General features: G+C 36.2%; 19 protein-coding genes. 14 read left to right on the forward strand and 5 right to left on the reverse strand.

What is annotated here, in order from left to right; all coding sequences use genetic code 11:
- Positions 1-230: 230 nt before the first annotated feature.
- Positions 231-1,328, reverse strand: coding sequence for a M24 family metallopeptidase (locus tag B2C77_RS08765; RefSeq protein WP_077703277.1), 1,098 nt, complete (start codon positions 1,326-1,328; stop codon positions 231-233).
- Between the two features lie 353 nt (positions 1,329-1,681).
- Here B2C77_RS08765 and B2C77_RS08770 point away from each other — a divergent pair, with 353 nt between their 5' ends.
- From B2C77_RS08770 to B2C77_RS08785, 4 genes are all read left to right on the forward strand, one after another.
- The gene (locus B2C77_RS08770) at positions 1,682-2,362 is read left to right on the forward strand and encodes a metal-dependent hydrolase (protein WP_077703278.1); all 681 of its coding nucleotides are present in this window, start codon (positions 1,682-1,684) and stop codon (positions 2,360-2,362) included.
- A 414-nt stretch (positions 2,363-2,776) separates the two neighbouring features.
- Entirely contained in the window at positions 2,777-3,541 is a 765-nt protein-coding gene (locus tag B2C77_RS08775; RefSeq protein ID WP_254843956.1) for a prepilin peptidase, read from the forward strand.
- A gap of 41 nt (positions 3,542-3,582) precedes the next feature.
- Positions 3,583-3,813 carry a hypothetical protein gene (locus tag B2C77_RS08780; RefSeq protein ID WP_077703280.1) on the forward strand — a complete coding sequence of 77 codons (231 nt, stop codon included), beginning with the start codon at positions 3,583-3,585 and terminating at the stop codon, positions 3,811-3,813.
- Between the two features lie 72 nt (positions 3,814-3,885).
- On the forward strand, positions 3,886-5,193 hold the full coding sequence (locus B2C77_RS08785; protein WP_077703281.1) for a DRTGG domain-containing protein: 1,308 nt from the start codon (positions 3,886-3,888) through the stop codon (positions 5,191-5,193).
- 272 nt (positions 5,194-5,465) lie between these two features.
- Here the strand turns inward: B2C77_RS08785 and B2C77_RS08790 are convergent, their stop codons facing one another.
- Positions 5,466-5,762, reverse strand: a complete 297-nt coding sequence (locus B2C77_RS08790) for a YtpI family protein (protein WP_077703282.1) — start codon at positions 5,760-5,762, stop codon at positions 5,466-5,468.
- 151 nt (positions 5,763-5,913) lie between these two features.
- Between B2C77_RS08790 and B2C77_RS08795 the strand changes: the two genes are divergently transcribed.
- Complete coding sequence (locus B2C77_RS08795) at positions 5,914-6,861, forward strand: DHH family phosphoesterase (RefSeq protein ID WP_077706870.1); 948 nt, start codon at positions 5,914-5,916, stop codon at positions 6,859-6,861.
- A 160-nt stretch (positions 6,862-7,021) separates the two neighbouring features.
- Here the strand turns inward: B2C77_RS08795 and B2C77_RS08800 are convergent, their stop codons facing one another.
- Positions 7,022-7,219, reverse strand: a complete 198-nt coding sequence (locus tag B2C77_RS08800) for a YtzJ family protein (protein ID WP_077703283.1) — start codon at positions 7,217-7,219, stop codon at positions 7,022-7,024.
- A gap of 342 nt (positions 7,220-7,561) precedes the next feature.
- On the opposite strand from B2C77_RS08800, the gene B2C77_RS08805 reads away from it, so the two are divergent.
- Positions 7,562-7,741: a hypothetical protein gene (locus B2C77_RS08805; RefSeq protein WP_077703284.1), complete on the forward strand. Its 180-nt coding sequence runs from the start codon at positions 7,562-7,564 to the stop codon at positions 7,739-7,741.
- A gap of 124 nt (positions 7,742-7,865) precedes the next feature.
- On the opposite strand, the gene ytrI is transcribed toward B2C77_RS08805, so the two are convergent.
- Complete coding sequence (gene ytrI, locus B2C77_RS08810) at positions 7,866-8,369, reverse strand: sporulation membrane protein YtrI (protein ID WP_077703285.1); 504 nt, start codon at positions 8,367-8,369, stop codon at positions 7,866-7,868.
- A complete protein-coding gene (gene ytrH / locus B2C77_RS08815) occupies positions 8,369-8,701 on the reverse strand; it encodes a sporulation membrane protein YtrH (protein WP_073010088.1) in 333 nt (110 codons plus the stop codon). Before ytrH ends, ytrI begins: the two co-directional genes overlap by 1 nt.
- 368 nt (positions 8,702-9,069) lie before the next feature.
- On the opposite strand from ytrH, the gene dnaE reads away from it, so the two are divergent.
- The 8 genes from dnaE to B2C77_RS08860 all read left to right on the forward strand — a co-directional run bounded on the left by dnaE (position 9,070) and on the right by B2C77_RS08860 (position 20,545).
- Complete coding sequence (gene dnaE, locus B2C77_RS08820; RefSeq protein ID WP_077703286.1) at positions 9,070-12,435, forward strand: DNA polymerase III subunit alpha; 3,366 nt, start codon at positions 9,070-9,072, stop codon at positions 12,433-12,435.
- 298 nt (positions 12,436-12,733) lie between these two features.
- Complete coding sequence (ystJ, locus tag B2C77_RS08825; protein ID WP_077703287.1) at positions 12,734-13,972, forward strand: NADP-dependent malic enzyme; 1,239 nt, start codon at positions 12,734-12,736, stop codon at positions 13,970-13,972.
- 20 nt (positions 13,973-13,992) lie between these two features.
- Positions 13,993-14,616 (forward strand): FadR/GntR family transcriptional regulator, encoded by a 624-nt coding sequence (locus B2C77_RS08830; protein ID WP_077703288.1) that lies wholly within the window; start codon positions 13,993-13,995, stop codon positions 14,614-14,616.
- A gap of 268 nt (positions 14,617-14,884) precedes the next feature.
- Entirely contained in the window at positions 14,885-15,745 is an 861-nt protein-coding gene (gene accD / locus B2C77_RS08840) for an acetyl-CoA carboxylase, carboxyltransferase subunit beta (protein WP_077703290.1), read from the forward strand.
- Complete coding sequence (accA, locus tag B2C77_RS08845) at positions 15,742-16,698, forward strand: acetyl-CoA carboxylase carboxyl transferase subunit alpha (protein ID WP_073010095.1); 957 nt, start codon at positions 15,742-15,744, stop codon at positions 16,696-16,698. Before accD ends, accA begins: the two co-directional genes overlap by 4 nt.
- Positions 16,699-17,290: 592 nt before the next feature.
- A complete protein-coding gene (gene pfkA, locus B2C77_RS08850; RefSeq protein WP_077703291.1) occupies positions 17,291-18,250 on the forward strand; it encodes a 6-phosphofructokinase in 960 nt (319 codons plus the stop codon).
- A gap of 37 nt (positions 18,251-18,287) precedes the next feature.
- Complete coding sequence (gene pyk, locus B2C77_RS08855; protein WP_077703292.1) at positions 18,288-20,048, forward strand: pyruvate kinase; 1,761 nt, start codon at positions 18,288-18,290, stop codon at positions 20,046-20,048.
- 107 nt (positions 20,049-20,155) lie between these two features.
- A complete protein-coding gene (locus B2C77_RS08860; RefSeq protein ID WP_077703293.1) occupies positions 20,156-20,545 on the forward strand; it encodes an FxsA family protein in 390 nt (129 codons plus the stop codon).

Genomic DNA, 20,545 nt, shown 5'->3' on the forward strand with positions numbered 1-20,545 from the left:
CGCGGGGCGCCTGTTTTTAGTCGGCCTTCCTCTTAGCGACGAACCGATGATGCCTTAGCTTAGGATGATTTCGTGAAGTCGCCTAGTTGCTAGGCGATGGAGCTAGACGTGACTATTTGGTGATTTCTTTATCCATTTTATAATTTCCTGGACAATAAAAAAGCAGCGTGGCTACCCACCGCTGCTTCTTGTTACATTCATTGCTACACTTTCGATCATTTTTCAATTAACTAATCAACAATTATTAATTCCTTTGGAAATTGCGTTAAAACTTTTGGATCACTTTCTTTGATAAACAGCATATCTTCTATCCGTACACCTCCAATATTAGGTACGTAGATTCCTGGCTCAACAGTAAAGCACATATTTTCCTGCAATGGTAACGTGTTATCACTATGCATAGATGGATATTCGTGAGTTTGAATACCTAAACCGTGCCCAATTCGATGTGTGAAATAGTCCCCATATCCATTTGAGTTTATTTCGTTTCGTGCGACTTGATCTAATTTCCCTACAGCAACACCTGCTTTTGCTGTTTCTATCGTTTTTTGTTGTGCATGTAACACATTGTTATAGATACGATCTTGTTCCTTGGTAATCGATTTAAAGGCAACTGTTCTTGTAATATCAGAACAATAACCTTCATATACAACGCCTAAGTCAAATAAAACCAAATCACCTTTAGTTATTTTTTTCAACGATGGGTTCCCATGAGGAGAGGCTGTTTTTGTACCTGATAGAACGATCGTGGAAAACGACATCGCTTGCACACCTTGTTTTTTTAGTTCAAATTCAATTTTAGCGACAATTTCTAATTCCGTTATCCCTTCCTTTATTGCCTCAACCCCTGTTTTTATACCAAAATCGGCAAGTTCTGCTGCTGTTTTAAGCCTTTTGTATTCATATTCGTTTTTAATAAGCCTTAATTGAGCTAATAACGCTTCAGCTTGTCTAATTTCTGTTTGTGGTAAAATCTGTTGCAGCATAGTTTGACGGTCTAATGTAAAATGATTAAACTCCACACCAATTGTTTTCGGAATAGTTTCGTTTTGCTTTATTACTTTAGATAACATTTCCCAAGGGTTTTCGTGATCTTGATACGAAATAATAGAGTGTTTCCAACCTGCGTTTTTAGCATCTGCTTCCTCCATTGCAGGAAGGACGAGAATAGGGTCATCATGCTTACGTAAATATACAGCAACTAGACGTTCATGTGGGTCAGTAAAGTAATTCGTTATGTAATATACATTTGCTGGTGACGTGATTAAAATACTTTCCATATGCTGCTGATCCATATGGTGTAAAAGTGTTTCGACTCTTTGTTCCATGATTATAACACTCCTTTATTGTTTGTGTACTATTATAACAAAGATGGTTTTAAGAAAGGTGTGAAATGAATGGAGAATGTAACGTGTCACAAAATGTTCTCTATTAGAAAGGATAAGAATTTTTGGTTTAACGTCTAGGAAAAATAAAAGCTTGGCGACAAGCCAAGTTTTACTAAAAATTATTGCTCAAAGAAAAATTTATCGGATAGGAAGCTGTTTTAATTTACTTTAGGTCACACTTAGTTACCTAACAAAAGCTCCAGTTCAAATGTGTAAAATATAATCCCTTAGGGTATAAAACATATAGACAGGTTTGCTATAATGAATCAAAATACTTGAAAGGAGAGGTTGTTGTGAAAATATCTTATCATGGTCATTCTGTTGTACAAGTTGAAACCGATGAGCACAACATATTGATTGACCCATTCATTTCAGGAAATGAGGCATGTGATTTAGATGCTGAAACCGTTTCTCCAGATTACATTTTATTAACACATGGTCATAACGATCATGTGGGTGATACGATTTCGATTGCTAAGCGAACAAATGCAATGGTTATTGCGCCAAATGAATTAGCTGAATTTTTAGGAATAAAAGGTTTGCAAGTGCATCCAATGCATATCGGTGGGAAAAATAGCTTTGATTTCGGTACGGTAAAGTTTACACAAGCCTTCCACGGGTCAGCTTATACAGAAGAAGATGGCTCCATTGTTTATACTGGAATGCCCGCTGGTATATTACTTACTGTTGAAGGAAAAACCATTTACCATGCTGGAGATACAGGACTTTTCTCTGATTTAAAATTAATTGGTGAAATGAACGATATAGAGCTAGCATTTATTCCAATTGGGGATAATTTTACGATGGGTCCAGAAGACGCTCTCATTGCTGCGAAATGGGTGGGGGCTAAAACAGTTGTGCCAATTCATTACAATACTTTCCCCGTTATTGAACAAGATGCAGCTGCTTTTGCAAAGCAAGTCGAGCCTGGTAATGGAAAGGTAATGAAGATTGGTGAAGCTTTACATCTGTAATCGTTACAAGTCAACAGCCGTGGGTCCTCTACCCACGGTCTTTATAACTCCCTTTGGTCAAGACCTCGTCTTAAACCTCTTTACACTCAACATAAGATTTCTGTAAAGTCTTTATAACCCACTCAAATGTATAGTCAAAATGAAATAAAAATCCCCCGCTTAGTTATTGGTTTTAACTCCAGTGAAAAAACAATCTCATGTTTTGGTAGAAGTTTTTCTAAAAGCCCGACGTTCTTGAAGAAAACTCTTATATCAACTATAAATTTCAACAAATCTACGCCAAATTGTACGCTATGTTTAAAAGTGGTTCGTATAAAGTGCGTATTTCTTCTTAAGAAAAAATACCACTTTTTACATAAAATACACGAAAAATATAGGCGGAAAACTTGGTTTATTATTCAAGGAGATGATGTAGTGGAAATAGTTCGACTGTTATTTTTCTCATTAAGCGGTTTTATATTTGGATCTTTCTTTGTTGTTGTTGGTCTTCGTTTGCCGAAGCAGCAGCCGTTTACAACAGAGCGATCATGCTGTCCCAATTGTTGTATAAGGCTAAGCTGGTTTGAATTAATTCCTGTTTTATCCTATGCTTTTTTAAAACGTAGTTGCAGACATTGTAAAAATAAAATTTCCTCCATATATCCTATCATTGAAATATTGACTGCAGCCATGTTTACGATAAGCTATTCTATCATTGGTTGGAACCCGGAATTAGTTGTTGCTTTATTAGTTAGCTCATTACTTATCATTTGCCTCGTATCTGATATTTTCTACATGGTTATTCCCAATCAGTTACTATTATTTTTTCTTCCAGTGTTTATGTTGTTGCGTGTCCTAGAGCCGCTAGATCCTTGGTGGGATACATTTCAAGGTGGGCTAGTAGGTTTGCTTATCCCGTTATTGGTGGTTATTGTAAGCCACGGCGGGATGGGAATGGGGGATGTGAAATTATTTGGATTACTTGGCATCGTGTTAGGTACTACCAACCTTGTTCTCAGTTTCGTCCTTGCAAGTATTATTGGATCAATCATTGGTTTAGTGTTACTAGCATATAATCAAATAAGCTTAGGTAAGCCAACACCATTTGCTCCTTATATAGTAATCGGGACATGGATTGCTTATTTCTATGGAGATGCGATGATACATTGGTATATGACACGTTTTTTTACGCTACATTAAACGGTAGCTAAAGGTCTAAAACGATGAAAGGAGGAAAATAAATGAAAGGACAGTATGCGCTTTTAAGAATCTTGATTGCTGGATTTTTGTTATACGTAGCTTGGCCATTTATACCACAAAGTGTCACTTCTATTGAGCAATTGTTTTGGGGGAGTTGGCTATTCTTATTTTTGCTTGTAATTGGTGCAAATAGCGCTTCTTTATTACAAATAATTCAGCCTCCAATAATGGAACAGAAAAGAGAAAAACAGCGAAAAACCTATAATCATTGAGTTTCTATAAGATCAACTGTATAATAAATGGTAAATAATTTATTAGTACAGTTGAAAGATGGTGTATGTGCCATGAAAAGTAAACATGAACAAATTATCGAGCATATTCATTCTTTAGACGTAGGTCATAAAATTTCAGTTAGACAAATTGCTAAAGATTTGCACGTGAGTGATGGAACAGCTTATCGTGCCATTAAAGATGCAGAAAATAAAGGACTCGTTAGTACGATAGAACGTGTAGGCACAATCCGAATTGAACAAAAGAAAAAAGATAATTTTGAACAATTGACTTTTGCTGAATTGATCAATATTGTAGAAGGGCATGTTCTAGGCGGAAGAGAAGGGTTACACAAAACTTTAAATAAATTTGTTATAGGAGCCATGCAGCTAGAAGACATGATGCGATATACAGAGGCAGATGCCTTGTTAATTGTAGGTAACCGTACAAAAGCACATGAACTAGCTATTAAAGAAGGAGCCGCAGTCTTAATTACGGGAGGCTTTGATACGACAGAAGACATAAAAAGGTTGGCCGATGAAAGAAAATTGCCTATCATTTCAACCAGTTATGATACATTTACGGTAGCTGCAATGATAAATAGAGCGATCTATGACCAATTAATAAAAAAGGAAATTGTGTTGGTAGAGGATATTTATACACCTTATGAAAAAGCTTTTTACCTAAAAGAAGGTAACGAGGTAGAGGATTGGTATGCCTTAAATAATTATTCAAAGCATACGCGTTTTCCGGTTGTAGACGATCGGAGGAGGGTTTTAGGTATCGTCACGTCAAAGGATGTGGTTGGGAAATCGAATGATACTTCCATTAGTAAGGTGATGAGTAAACAGCCTAAAACCGTCCAAACGAATATTTCTTTAGCTTCTGTCGCTCACCTAATGGTATGGGAAGGAATTGAAGTGATCCCTGTAACAGATGAGCAAAATCATTTACAGGGAATAATATCTAGGCAAGACGTATTAAAAGCGCTTCAACAAAATCAACGTCAACCCCAGATTGGTGAGACGATTGATGATATTGTGTCGCGAAACATAGTAGAATCAGAGAGTGAACCCGGTGTTTTTGAAACGAAAGTTGCCCCGCAAATGACTAATCAACTCGGAACATTGTCAAGTGGTGTTTGTACAGCTTTAATGACAGAAGCGAGCAGGAGATTATTGCTACAGGATAAAAAAGGAGACTTAGTAGCCGAAAATTTAACGATTTATTTTATTAAGCCCCTGCAAATTGATAGCACGTTACGTATCAAGCCTAAATTATTAGAAATTGGTAGAGTGTATGCTAAGATTGATATTGAAGTATATGAGGAACAGCAACTTGCCAGTAAAGGATTATTAATGGCTCAATTAATGAATCGTTAACTTTATAACATACTGCAAGTCTTCTGATCCAAACAATAATATGTATATTGGACAAGTTTAAATCATGCAGCAGCACCAAACGCCTCTTTTTGGAACAAGCTTTTCGGTCATAAATATGGACTACGAACAACCAGTGTGGTTAAAAAAGAGAGAGATTCTCACTTTAAGCTAGATAATAAAAGTGGATGAGGCAATAAATACTTTCTGCCTCATCCAAAATTTACATAGACTAGTGTAAAGTCGCAACAGTAGCTAACGATGGTTAACGTAAATCATTGGGACATGTTTAATCGCTTCCATTCACTTTTATAATGTTTAACTTCTTTGATTCCTCGACTAATAAGGGGAATAGCAAAAACAAGAAATACAATTCCAACGAATAGTGAAATACGTGTTTCGTAATAAATGTATTGATTAATCGTAAAGGCTACGAGGAAGCTACCTAAACAAATACGTGATTTTGCGTTAAAATAAGCTTGTTTTAAGCCGTCTTTGGTGTTTAAAATAGCTACTTTGTAATAAATCCAAAGCACAAATGCTGTGACGGTAATTACTGCAAAAATAAACATATAACTTCTCCCTTCATTCATGTTCAACAAATCTTATTGTGGTTTGTAATGTATATGTAGTGCAGTTGAATCTAAGATTAGATTCTTTGTCCATTTTACCTTTTATAAAAAAAAATTTCTACAGATAGACAAAATCATTTTCTAGTAGGTGATCTTTTTGAAGAATATATTAGCGTTAATTCAACAATATTCTACCGTTATCATTCATCGACATGTGCGACCAGACCCTGATGCAATTGGCTCTCAAGTGGGGTTAAAGGAATTAGTTAAGCATTCTTTTCCTGATAAAGAAGTTTATGCAGTCGGAGAAGAAGAAGCTTCTTTATCCTTTTTGGCAAAAATGGATATAATCTCTGATGAACAATATGAAGGTGCGCTTGTTGTTGTATGTGATACAGCAAATAGGGAACGGATTTCTGATCAGCGATTTACTTTAGGAGACAAGATTATTAAAATTGATCACCATCCGAATGTCGATGAATATGGAGACATACAATGGGTGGATACAAAAGCAAGCTCTACAAGCGAAATGATTTACGAACTTTATACATCTTCTGAAAATAACAGATTTACACTTACGGATGATGTTGCCCGTCTGTTGTATGCTGGCATTGTAGGAGATACAGGAAGATTTTTATATCCAAGTACTACGGAGAAGACATTTAAAGCTGCTGCGGAGCTGATTACGCATCACTTTGACCGTTCTGTTATATACGACAATTTGTATAGCATGCAACACAATTTAGTCAAATTGAAAGGATACATATACCAACAATTTTATATAGATGACACTGGAATGGCTTATGTAAAATTAACCAAAGAGTTATTGCGACAATACGGTATTGATCCAAATGAAACGAGTCAGTTGGTTAGTACTTTGGGAGATGTGAAGGGGATTGTTGCATGGGTTGTTTTTGTTGAAGAAGAAAAAAGCATTCGCGTTCGATTAAGGTCTAAAGGGCCAAGCATTAATGAATTAGCAACCAAGTACAATGGTGGCGGTCATCCAATGGCCTCTGGTGCGACTGTAATAACGTGGGAAGAGGCAGATCAAGTAATTGCTGATTTACAGATGATAGTGGAAGCTTACGAAGCGTAGCATTATTAGGAAGAGAAGTGTTAGTAAGGCACTGGAAATAAAGAAACAGAAGGGGGAGTTGCATCCCCTTCTCAAATATCCCGCTTGCGAAGCGCATGTAATGCGATATTAGAGTGGGTTTTTATGAATACCAAGTTTTGAGAGGGTTATACATTCTAATTTAGGAAGTTTTACTCCTGTTCTTTGGTATAAACCAGCAACCAGAAGCAGTTTCTTCACAGATTACTTCTAAATGCTCTTTTTCAATATCTCGCTTTATTAATCGAATTAATTCTTGAGATTCTGCAAATGCAGAATCACCTTGTTTCAAACGTGCTATTTTTTCATCTCTTTGTTGTCTGCGGCTTATTACCCACATGTTTCATCAACTCCTTTCTATACTCATTAGCTAGAAACGACAGATGGCTCTGTAATATATAATTTTTGAATATAAACGGGAATAAAAATGTTTACTTACTATAAGTATAAACGATTATTATGTTAAACATGAACAATTTTCCGATATTTCATAAAACGTTCAAAAAATGCATATGATGTAGTTCTAGTGATTACTACATACTTCGTATAAGGTTGACGCTTTTTTTGCATGAAACAAATAGCCAAGTTTTTCGGAACAAGCGCGCGAAGATAAAAGAAATCCTCAAGCCTTTTATTGAATTCTAAAAATAGCTATTTTCCAATAGCTAGAAGGAGGATGATTATGAATTTTAAAGTGTATGGTGGAGCGTCTGTTTTTGCTTTTGCAATTATCATTATTTACAGTTTAGTTTCTTGCTTATTTTATGATAAAGTAAATTGGATACAGGTCATATTATCTGGTATCGTTGCTTTTTGCTTATTTACAATCAGTTTATACATTGTGCAAAAATTGCATGAATAAAAGCAATTTCCTTTTTGAAAGGGATTCTTTTGATCATATCGTCCATGTTTTATGGAAGCCGTTTCTTATAAAGAGTAATATTCCTTCAATTTCACATACTTTATAAGAGGTACTATTAGTCTAGCTATGCTGAACGTTTGGCATTAGCCATTATTTTGATATTATTAGAGATAATGAGTTTGTTAACGGAAAGAGTGTAATCAAACTCTTCAACAGTAAATGTTTTATTTTCTAATGAAGCTACAATTAAGCTATCACTTTCAGCAATTATAGATAAATCTTTCCCTATAATATGTTTTAATTCCTCTTGTACCAGTTCTTCTAATTTACCTGCAATTAAGCGATCTATTCGTAATTCTTCTGTATTTTCGACCGTAAATGAGATGGATTCAATAGCAACTTGCTTTACTGATTTTTCATTAAGTTCGTCATTATCGGCAAGAAGTGATTCATTTTGATTCCTTAATTGACTTATTTCACTTTGCATATGATTCGTTCGGATAATTAGATCTTCATACATTGTTCCGTACATATAAAGCAAGATACAATAGGCTATTACCCCTCCAACCATTACTCCTACAAAAAAACGTTGCCATGTCACTTTTTTATGATATGGAGGAATGTGCATTATGCTATATCCTCCTGTGTTAACCAATTCAGAAGTAAAATAGCTGTTTTTACTCCTCCCATTGCAGATAGGATAAATAACGCTTGTTTAAATAAGTCCATGGTAGAGCCGTCATAAATGCCTCTTTCAAAATTTGCTATTGCATCAAATGTTCCTCCAATAGCTGCTACGATAGCCCATATTCTTAACTGCACTGCGATTCGCCCGATCTCTGTTAACGGCGCGTTTCCTGTAATAAATGCACCTACACTTCCGAGGATGGATCCGCCAATAACTACGCCAAAAGCTATAAAATAACAATGAATAAATGTTTCAAAAAAGCGTTCTTCCATGTTTATCATTTCCCCCTCTTTGTTTCTCCTCCATATAACGTAACGCGATTTTTTTATAAAAAATGAATAGATAGTAAAGCATATGCTTATAGATTGTGGATAAATCATGAAAATTGTAAAAGGTTGTCTTTTTTGCACTATAGGAACGTATAAGGTTTTTTGGTTTATAGCTGATGCTTGTCAAAGAGCTAAGTTAGTGCTTGTAACCAAAACGCTAATGTCTGTTGTTTTCTACTTATAGGAATGGTATATTTGCTACTATATATTTATGAAACAATAGAACAAGTTATGCTAACCGCGGCTTTTCCTTATGCACGTTCTTCATTGATTGATATAATATGGGATAGAGCATGTGAAGGTGGGATACAATGGTTTTTACACATTTACAAATACGCAGTAGCTATAGCTTGTTAAACAGTACAATTACCATTGAAGAATTGGTGCAACGAGCGGCAGAACTTGGTTATACTGCTTTAGCACTAACAGATGAACAAGTGCTTCATGGGGCGATCAAGTTTTATAAAGCTGCAAAGAATAACGGTTTGAAGCCAATTATTGGTTTGACTATTTTAGTAGGCGATAGCCAAGAAGAAGCTCACGAAATGGTTATTTTAGCGAAATCAAATCAAGGTTTTCAAGAACTAATTAAATTAAGTACCTGGCTAAGAACTGAAGAACTGTCTTTCATAGAAGTGGAACAGCTCTTAACATATACTGCAGATTGTGTCGGCATTCTCTCTTTCAATCATGGCAATATAGTAAAACAATTGCGAAATAAATCCTTTGTTGAACTGAATGAATATATATCCGCATATAGACAAGCTTTTGGTGAGAACGACTTTTATATAGCATTAGAGTCTTATGGCGATGGAAGTAATCACCCATCTTTTTTTGCAGAGGTAAAACAGTTTCAAGAAATGTATCATGATTCCGTTGTGGCTATGCATGATGTTCGATATTTGAATAAAAAAGATGTGCTTGCGTATGATTGTTTACGGGCGATGAAAGTACAGCGAATTTGGGATGGCACTTATGTTGATGATAAATGGCGTAATCATCATTTGTGTTCAGAAAAGGAAATGCAACAGTATTTTTCTGAGTGGCCTGAGGCGGTTGAAGAAACTGCAAGCATTGTAGAAAAATGTAATTTAAATATTAATTTTGAACAACAACATCTGCCTTCATTTCCGCTTCCAGAAAACCAACAGCCTCATTGTTATTTAACAGAGAAATGTTTTGCAGTTTTATCACAAAAATATACAAAAGTAACAGATGAGATCCGAGAACGTTTACATCATGAACTTAATATTATTGAACAAATGGGGTTTAGTGATTATTTCTTAATTGTTGCAGATATGGTTGATTTTGCAAAAACAAATAACATTGTCGTTGGGCCTGGAAGAGGATCAGCAGCTGGTTCTTTGGTGGCTTATTTATTAGGAATTACAGATATTGACCCTATCAAATATGAGTTGTTATTTGAACGTTTTCTTAACCCAAATCGAATGACAATGCCTGATATTGATATCGACTTCTCGGATACACGTAGAGAGGAAGTTGTGGATTATGTACAAAGGAAATATGGCTCAGAGCACGTAGCGCAAATCATTACATTTGGAACGTTTGCTGCCCGCTCTTTAATGCGCGAGCTTATAAAAACGATGGATATTAATAAACAAGATGCTGCTTTTGTGTTACGGCACATTCCAGTGCAGTCGAAAAAAAATCTTGTGCAAATTGTTCAAGATTCAAGTGCATTAAAAGATTATATAAAGCATTCGGAAGTGCTACGTCGTTTGTTTAAGGTAGCTACGGTGCTAGAAGGTATCCCTAGACATATTTCTACTCATGCAGCTGGAATTGTTATCTCTAAAGAACCGCTTATGGAATATGCACCTTTAACTTCTGGTGCTGGTACAATGTATTTAACACAATATGCAATGAATGATGTCGAAGCTATAGGTTTATTAAAAATTGACTTATTAGGCTTACGAAATTTAACTCTCATAGAACAAATACTGCAAAAAATACGTTACGAATATAAAAAGGCTGTCTCATTAGAAGAAATTCCTCAAGAAGATCGGAAAACCTTTTTATTGTTGCAACAAGGAAGAACAAACGGTGTGTTTCAATTGGAATCACAGGGAATGAAGCAAGTATTACAAGATTTAAAGCCAACTCATTTTGAAGATATAGTTGCAGTTAACGCATTATATCGTCCTGGACCAATGGATTTCATTAAAACTTATATAAACCGGAAGCATGGTGTAGAAAAGATTTCTTATCCACATCCAGATCTCGCAACTATTTTAGAAAAAACCTATGGTGTGTTAATTTACCAGGAACAACTTATGCAAATTGCTCATCGCATTGCTGGTTTCTCCCTTGGACAGGCTGACTTACTTCGAAGGGCAGTAAGTAAAAAACAAGAAGAGGTCATGGAAGAACAAAAATCCGCGTTTATTAATGGATGCATACAGCAAGGGTATAGTCAATCGGTAGCAAATGAATTATTTGCTTGGATTGTCCGATTTTCGAATTACGGATTTAATCGGAGTCATGCTGTGGCTTATAGTCGTATTTCTTATCAGCTAGCATACTTAAAATGTCATTATCCGCAAGTTTTTTTCGCTGAATTATTAAGTGCTTCGATGCAACAACATCAGAAAATTACCTTGTATCGGAGAGAAATAAAGGAACTGCATATAAAATTACTTGGTCCATCGATCAATAATAGTTTTGGAAAATATGCAGTCGAAGGAAAACACATCCGAATGGGTTTGTTACAAATTAAAGGGGTAGGAAATCAGGCAGTTTCCGAAATTATTCGAGCACGTAAAGAGCGACCTTTTCAAAATTTATTCGACTTCTGCTTACGTACTTCCTTAAAAGTAATTAACCGAACAATCATTGAGCTATTAGTTCTATCAGGAGCTTTTGATGAGCTGCATAAAAATCGTGCTAGCTTATTAGCAACTATTGACCAAGCAATCGAGCAAGGTGAGTTGTTTGGTGAGTTCCAAGAGCAGGTAAGCTTACTAACGAACAACCTTGAATTGGAAGGCGATTATGTAGAAATAGAGGATTTCTCGGTAATAAAAAAACTATCTGATGAAAAAGAATTACTCGGTATATATATATCTAGTCATCCTGTTACAGTTTATCGAAAACAACTACAGCGAGCAGGGTATATTACCATAGATGCAGCTAGAAAAAGAGGGCATGGTTTTAAACATAGAAGTGCATGTGTTATTCAATCTATCAAAACTATCCGTACAAAACGTGGCGACCCAATGGCCTTTATTACCATTAGTGATGAAACAGATGAAATGGAGGCAGTTGTCTTTCCTGAATTATATCGACAAGTCCATCGTTGGTGGGAAGAAGGTATGCTAGTAGTAGCAAAAGGTAAGCTGGAGGCTAGAAGCAATGGACTACAAACATTATTATCTGCTATCCAAAGTTTTGAAGAGTCTGTTTTAGAAGATAAAACAAGCACAGATCGGCTGTTTATAAAATTAACAGGAAAAGATATTAAAGCAGACTTAGCTAAAATTAGCGAGGTAGCTCGTTATTTCCCTGGAAATACTCCAGTAATTGTTTTTCAAGAAAGTCTACAACAAACGTACCAATTATCCAAGGAATACAACCTTGCACCGAATTTACTTTGCATCCAGCGTTTACAAGACTACTTCGGTATCCATCAAGTTGTATATGACAAAGTGACTATTTAGCCTGCTCTAAAAGTTAGTGGGCATATAGGTATCTAATATCAACCCATAAGGTAATCTTTTGTTCATTGCTCTAACGTTGGATGAAAGTTTTCGAAGGATGATTGAGATGAAAAAGTAACTTTAGGAGGAAAAGGCATTTGTTTGTTAATTCAAATATAGATGTACTAAGTATCCTGATTAGAAAACAGCATTGTTTTACAGAAACGGAGCATCTGTTATAATGTAGTAGTTACTGGTGGTCAGACCACTGATGGATGGAAGAAATTATTTTTTCTATGAAAGGGAGCGAAGATGAAAAATGGCAAGCTTACGAGATAAAGCGCTACATGTTCATAAAGTTAATAAAGGGAAATTAACGACGGATTCCAAAATGCCTGTTACGAATGCGGATGAGTTAAGTCTAGCATACTCTCCAGGAGTAGCTGAACCATGTAAAGAAATTCACGATCGTGTAGACACAGTTTATGACTATACCATGAAAGGAAATATGGTTGCCGTTGTTAGTGACGGATCAGCAGTGTTAGGTCTTGGTAATATCGGGGCAGAGGCTGCACTTCCTGTAATGGAAGGAAAGTCTGTGTTATTTAAAAGCTTTGCCGGTGTAGACTCCTTTCCTATTTGTTTAGGCACCCAAGACGTGGAAGAAATTGTACAAGCAGTTAAAGTAATAGAACCGACATTTGGTGGCGTGAATTTAGAAGATATTGCTGCACCAAAATGCTTTACTATTGAAGAACGATTAAAAAAAGAGACAAACATTCCGATTTTCCATGATGATCAACATGGAACAGCTATTGTTACTGTTGCTGGATTAATTAATGCATTAAAGTTAGTTGGGAAATCATTTTCAGATATTAAAGTAGTTGCTAACGGAGCAGGGGCAGCTGGAATCGCTATTATTAAATTGCTTTATTTCTTCGGTGTTCGCGACATGATAATGTGTGATTCAAGGGGAGCCATTTATGAGGGTCGTGCAGAAGGTATGAATGATGTGAAGGAACGCGTAGCAACGTTCACGAATCAAGACAAGAAATCAGGCAGTCTAGAAGAAATGCTTGAGGGAGCAGATGTGTTTATTGGTGTATCTGTTGGAGGGGCGTTATCCAAGGATATGGTTGCAAAAATGAAAGATAATTCAATAATTTTCGCAATGGCTAATCCTGAACCTGAGATAATGCCTGAAGATGCAAAAGAAGCTGGTGCGAAAGTTATTGGAACAGGCAGATCTGATTTTCCAAACCAAGTAAATAATGTACTTGCCTTCCCAGGTATTTTTCGAGGAGCGCTTGATGTTCGGGCAACAAGAATTAATGAAAAAATGAAAGTTGCAGCTGCCGAAGCAATTGCATCACTAATTACCGAAAGTGAATTAGACGAAAATTATGTTATTCCAGCTCCGTTTGATCCAAGAGTAGCACCTATTGTAGCTAAAAGCGTAGCTAAAGCTGCTATGGAATCCGGAGTGGCTAGAATGGAAATAGATCCTGAAGAGATAGCTGAAAAAACAAGAAAGCTCTCGCAAATTGAGAATAAGTAATCTGTTAAAAGGAGTGAATCATGGCTGTGTCCATGTCTCATAAACAGAAAGCATACCAAGGAATTCTCCAAAAAATCCGTCAATACATGGATGCGCAACATTTACAGCCTGGTGACAAGCTCCCCTCCGAAAGGGAGCTTGCGCATACGCTTGGTGCTGGCCGATCTTCTATTCGAGAAGCGTTACGTGCAATGGAATTTTTAGGATTAATAGAAACCAGACGTGGTGAAGGAACATTTTTAAGTACATATCAGTCTTTTCAAACTGTGGAATTACTTGCTTCCTTTATCTTACAAGAGAAACAAACGAGGTTGAATTTAGCAGATGTCATTACAATTTTGGAAAAAGAAGCTGCGAAACTAGCTTTTTGGAATATAACAAAGCAAGATGTAGCTTATTTACAAGCTATTATTTATCAAGAAGCAGACTCGCTAAAAGATATGCATGCTATTTTTTTTCAATGTATTTTTAAGAAATCCAACAATAAACTATTAGCAAAAGTATGGAGCTTAATGTATGAATTTTTGGCAGTTGAACAAGAAATCAGCAATCATAATTTTTTTTATAAAGAGTTAATTCATATGTATGAAACACAGAATTATCAAGGGATTGAAACGTTGTTTGAAAAAATGATTCAAAAATAAAATATAACATTTGACGTTTTTTGACAGTATTCTTCATGATTTTTTTGTATAATGGCTAAAAGTGCGTGTTCAAAAAGATGCCATATTAAGTGTACTATGTAAATAATCTTTAAAAGCACTTTTAACTTTTCTGAGACAACAGAAGACTTATAAGTAAGAATTTTCTTTTGTTGTTTCTCTAAACGAACATAATACATTTCTGAGCGTATATAAGCCATAGCTTCATCATACGTATTAGGGGTCGTTTTGAAAAAAAGGAGGAATTGTCTTGCTTAAAGATTTTTTTGGCAAGCGAAAAAGATACGCATCTATTCCAAGTGAACAAGCAAAAACGGATGTGCCTGAAGGTTTAATGCAAAAATGTAGTGGGTGTCATAAGATTTATTATCGCAAAGAGATGAACAAAAATTTACAAGTATGCCCTCATTGTGATTATCATCATCCATTACAGGCCTGGCAACGAATTGAAACATTATTTGATGAAGCAAGTTTTGAGGAGTGGGACAAGCAATTATCAACTGGCAACCCTTTAGATTTTCCTGGATATGAAGAAAAAATAAAGAAAGATCAGGAAAAAACAGGTCTTCGTGAAGGCGTAGTTACTGGGAAAGGTACTATCGATGGTAAAGAAACAGCTTTTGCCGTAATGGACTCTTCATTTCGTATGGGAAGTATGGGATCGGTAATTGGTGAGAAAATAGCTCGTGCCATTGAACAAGCAAAAGAAGAAAAGATCCCATTTATTATTTTTACGGCTTCAGGAGGCGCGAGAATGCAAGAAGGATTGCTAAGTTTAATGCAAATGGCTAAAACTTCTGTAGCTGTAAAACTTTTTAGTGATGCAGGGGGGCTAATGATATCAGTTATGACTCACCCTACTACAGGCGGCGTTTCGGCAAGCTTTGCTTCTATTGGAGATTATCATCTTGCAGAACCGGGCGCGTTAATTGGTTTTGCTGGTAGAAGGATTATAGAACAAACGATTAGGGAGAAACTGCCGGATGACTTTCAAACGGCTGAGTTCCAGTTAAAGCATGGTCAATTGGATAAAGTTGTTCATCGATCAGATATGAAGAGTACCTTAGCACTATTGTTATCGTTTCATCAAAAAGGTGGGAAAGAATCATGAAGCAAGTGTTGGATTTTGAGAAGCCCATTGTAAACTTAAAAGAAAAAATTGCAGAATTAAAACGATTCACCTCCGATAGTGATATAGATTTAACAGAGGAAATTAGAACATTAGAAAAGCGTCTTGCTGTATTGGAAGAAGATATTTATGGCAATTTACAGCCATGGGATCGAGTCCAATTAGCCAGGCACCCTGAACGACCAACTACTTTAGATTATATTGAGCAATTATTTACTGATTTTATCGAATTTCATGGGGATCGTTCATTTGGAGATGATGCTGCTATTGTTACAGGGCTGGCTTTTTATAAAGAAAAACCTGTAACCGTAATCGGTCATCAACGTGGTAAGGATACAAAAGAAAATATTCGCCGTAATTTTGGGATGCCACACCCGGAAGGTTATCGGAAAGCATTACGTCACATGAAACAAGCGGAAAAATTTTCAAGACCAATTATCTGCTTTATCGATACAAAAGGAGCTTATCCAGGAAAAGCAGCAGAAGAAAGGGGTCAAAGTGAAGCTATTGCAAGAAATTTAATAGAAATGGCGGGACTAACCGTCCCTATTATTTGTGTTGTTATAGGTGAAGGTGGCAGTGGTGGTGCATTAGGACTTGGAGTTGGTGATGAAATTCTTATGTTAGAAAATAGCACTTACTCCGTTATTTCTCCAGAAGGGGCAGCTTCTATATTATGGAAAGATGCTAGCTATGCGCAACAAGCAGCAGAATCTATGCAAATAACTGCTTATGATTTGAAAAAACTTGGGTTAATTGATCAAATTATACCAGAGCCTAAGGGCGGAGCGCACCGTGATTTAAACCAACAAGCAAGTTATTTAAACGAAGTAATCGATCATTCGTTACGTACATTAGAAAAGTATTCTATAGAAGAATTACTTGAAAAAAGATGGGAAAAGTATAAGAAAATGGGTTCCTATCAGATCCTTTAATTACGAACAATATGATAAATAAACATATGTTTTATACTCGAAAACTTTAAGGGATGAATTTCAGAAGAGCAACAAATTCGTGTAACTATGCTATTTAAAAGAAGGCTCATGGGAGAAATATGTTTGTGATGATAAGGGGGTAGGCAGAATTTTTGTCTCCCTCTATTCTCAATTCTCATTGTCTTGCGTACAAAGTGTTGCATTATTTTTTACATTATAGGGAAGTATAAAGTGAATCTTCAATTAGTGCAAGTAACAACGTTTGTAAAAAAACGTTCAAAAAAAGGGCTTACATTTTAAAATGTGCATTATTTTACAAGCTTTCGATTGCTATTTTAAGCATTTCCCATTATCTTTTAAGAGAGGACCTTTTTTATACTATAAGAAAGTATAAAAGTTTAAAGGTCTATAGTATAAGAAAACTACAGCTTTCGCCATAAAACTTGGCGACAAGCCAAGTTTTTCTAATACGATAGGAAAGTTATAAATGTTAGAAGTTGTAGCCTAAGAAAAACGGAAGCATTCGCTAAAGGCTGGTGATAAGCTGAGTTTTTCTAAATTAAACTTGTAAGACCAGAGGTGGAATGTAACAATGAAAAAAATAGGTGTATTAACAAGTGGTGGAGACGCACCAGGGATGAATGCTGCTATTCGAGCAGTAGTTAGAAAAGCTATTTACCATAACGTTGAAGTCTATGGCATTAAATACGGCTATCAAGGTTTAATGGAAGGTAATATAGAACGAATGGAAATTGGTTCTGTTGGTGATATCATTCATCGTGGAGGTACAATTCTATATTCTGCAAGAAGTGAAGAATTTAAAACAGATGCCGGCCAAGAGAAAGCCATTGAACAGCTAAATAAATTTGGCATTGAAGGCTTGATTGTAATCGGAGGCGATGGTAGCTTTCGTGGAGCGCAAAAGCTAACAGAAAAAGGCTATCCTTGCATTGGCGTACCAGGAACGATTGACAATGATATTGCAGGTACAGATTTTACAATTGGATTCGATACAGCATTAAATACAGTAATTGAAGCAATTGATAAAGTTCGCGATACAGCAACTTCTCATGAAAGAACATACATCATTGAAGTTATGGGGAGAAATGCTGGCGATTTAGCATTATGGGCAGGATTAGCCGATGGTGCAGAGAGTATCCTTATTCCAGAAAGAGAAGAAGATTTTGCAACAGTTGTAAATAAATTGAAGCGCGGTCGTAAACGTGGTAAAAAACATAGTATTATTGTTTTAGCTGAGGGAGTAGGCAGTGGGTTTGATTACGGAAAACAAATTGAAGAATCTACTGATTTAGAAACGAGAGTTACTGTTTTAGGACATATACAAAGAGGTGGATCTCCAAGTGCTTCTGATCGAGTGCTTGCAAGTAGACTTGGTGCACAAGCTGTTGACTTAATATTAGAGGGTCAAGCAGGTAGAATGGTAGGAATTGAAAAAAATGTATTAGTTGATCATGATATTTCAAAAGTCCTTCATGATAAGCACATGATAAACGATGATATGTATAAACTTTCTCAAGAGTTATCGATTTAAAAATGCAGCTGTACGGACTATGTAAGGAGGATCTATAATGAGAAATACTAAAATTGTATGTACGATTGGCCCAGCTTCAGAGTCAATTGAGAAATTAGAAAATTTGATGGAATGTGGCATGAATGTTGCTCGACTTAATTTTTCACATGGAAACTATGAGGAGCACGCAGATCGCATCAAAAACATCCGTGCTGCGGCGGAGAAAACGGGGAAAACGGTAGCTGTTCTCTTGGATACAAAAGGTCCTGAAATCAGAACGCATGATTTTGTTGATGGACAAGCAGAACTCATGCAAGGTAAAACTGTTTACGTATCTATGAAAGAAGTGGAAGGTACTGCAGAACGTTTTTCTGTCACTTATCCTGGCTTAATTGATGATGTCCATGAAGGCTCGAAGATTTTGTTAGATGATGGTTTAATTGAATTAGAAGTAAAAGAAGTAAATAAGGCTAATCAAGAATTAAAGACAGTTGCACTGAATAGTGGGGTAATTAAAAACAAAAAAGGCGTTAACGTCCCTAATGTATCTGTGAATTTACCAGGTATTACAGAAAAAGATGCAAATGATATTCTTTTCGGTATAGGGCAGGATATCGATTTTATTGCAGCTTCTTTTGTAAGACGCGCATCAGACGTATTGGAAATAAAAGAGCTTTTGGAAAACCATAATGCAACACATATACAGATCATCCCTAAGATTGAAAATCAAGAGGGTGTCGATAATATTGATAGTATTTTAGAAGTAAGTGATGGGCTAATGGTTGCACGTGGTGATTTGGGGGTTGAAATACCTGCTGAAGATGTACCTTTAGTACAGAAACAATTAATTAGAAAGTGCAATACAGTTGGTAAGCCTGTTATTACGGCAACACAAATGCTTGATTCAATGCAGCGTAACCCTCGCCCAACAAGAGCAGAAGCTTCAGATGTAGCTAACGCTATTTTTGATGGTACAGATGCAATTATGCTCTCAGGCGAAACAGCAGCAGGTGATTATCCAGTTGAATCGGTGCAAACGATGAGCAATATTGCAGTTAAAGCGGAGACAGCAATTGATCATTCTTCTATATTGAAAGATCGATCTAGAAATGTTGATATGACAATTACTGACGCAATTAGTCAATCCGTTACGCATACAGCTATGAATTTAGCAGTAAGTGCTATTATAACTCCGACAGAAAGTGGACATACCGCAAGAATGATATCTAAATATCGTCCGCATTCACCAATCCTTGCTGTTACTTTTTCTGAAAGAATAAATCGAAGGCTTTCCTTAGTATGGGGAGTTCATGCCGTTATGTGTAGACGGGCTGAATCGACGGATGAAATGCTCGATATTGCAGTAGAACGTGGGTTGCGTTCTGGCATGGTCGAACATGGTAATCGCGTTATCATCACAGCCGGAGTTCCAGTCGGTCAAAGTGGAACTACAAATTTGTTAAAAGTGCACGTAATTGGTAATGTGATTGCTAGTGGACAAGGAATCGGTCGAAAAAGTGCTTTTGGTAAAGCTGTTGTTGTTAAATCAGCAGAAGAAGCAGTAAGCAAAGTAAGTGAAGGAGACATTGTAGTAACATATGGCTCAGATCGCGAAATGATGCCTGCGATTGAAAAGGCTGCTGGGATCGTTACAGAAGAAGGTGGCTTAACTTCCCATGCTGCTGTGGTAGGATTAAGCCTAGGTATCCCTGTTATTGTTGGTGTTAAAAACGTGTTTAAAGACATTAAAGATGGGGAAATTATTACAATTGATGGAGCAAATGGTGATATTTATCAAGGACATACGAAAGTTCTATAACATAAAAAAGGGGCGTTTCGCCCTCTTTTTTTATGTTATAGGCTATGAAAGTTTAAGCTGTTTTATACGGATAGCGTATGATATAGTTTGATCAGGAGGTGTGCAGTATGAAAATATTTTTACTTGTTGCATTTATCTTATCTGCTCTAGAGATAGGTGTTTTTATTTGGATAGGAGGTTGGATAGGTCCATGGTGGGTTGTAGGCTTTGTTCTCCTTACTGGAGCGGTGGGCTTTTATTTAGCAAAACAACAAGGGATAGAAACTTGGAACCGCGCGCAGCTTTCGATGCAACGTGGCGAAGCCCCAACAGGCTATATTATTGATGGAATTTGTATTCTAATAGGTGCTGTATTATTAGTAACTCCAGGCTTTATTTCAGATATAGTTGGATTTTTACTAGTTATTCCAACGACTCGAAAGCTGTTCAACCAAAGAATAGAAAAATTTTTAAAATATCTAATCAATAAACGAACTATTATATATCGGAGGTGGTAG

The organism is Virgibacillus dokdonensis, assembly GCF_900166595.1.
Classification (GTDB): Bacteria; Bacillota; Bacilli; order Bacillales; family Amphibacillaceae; genus Virgibacillus; species Virgibacillus dokdonensis.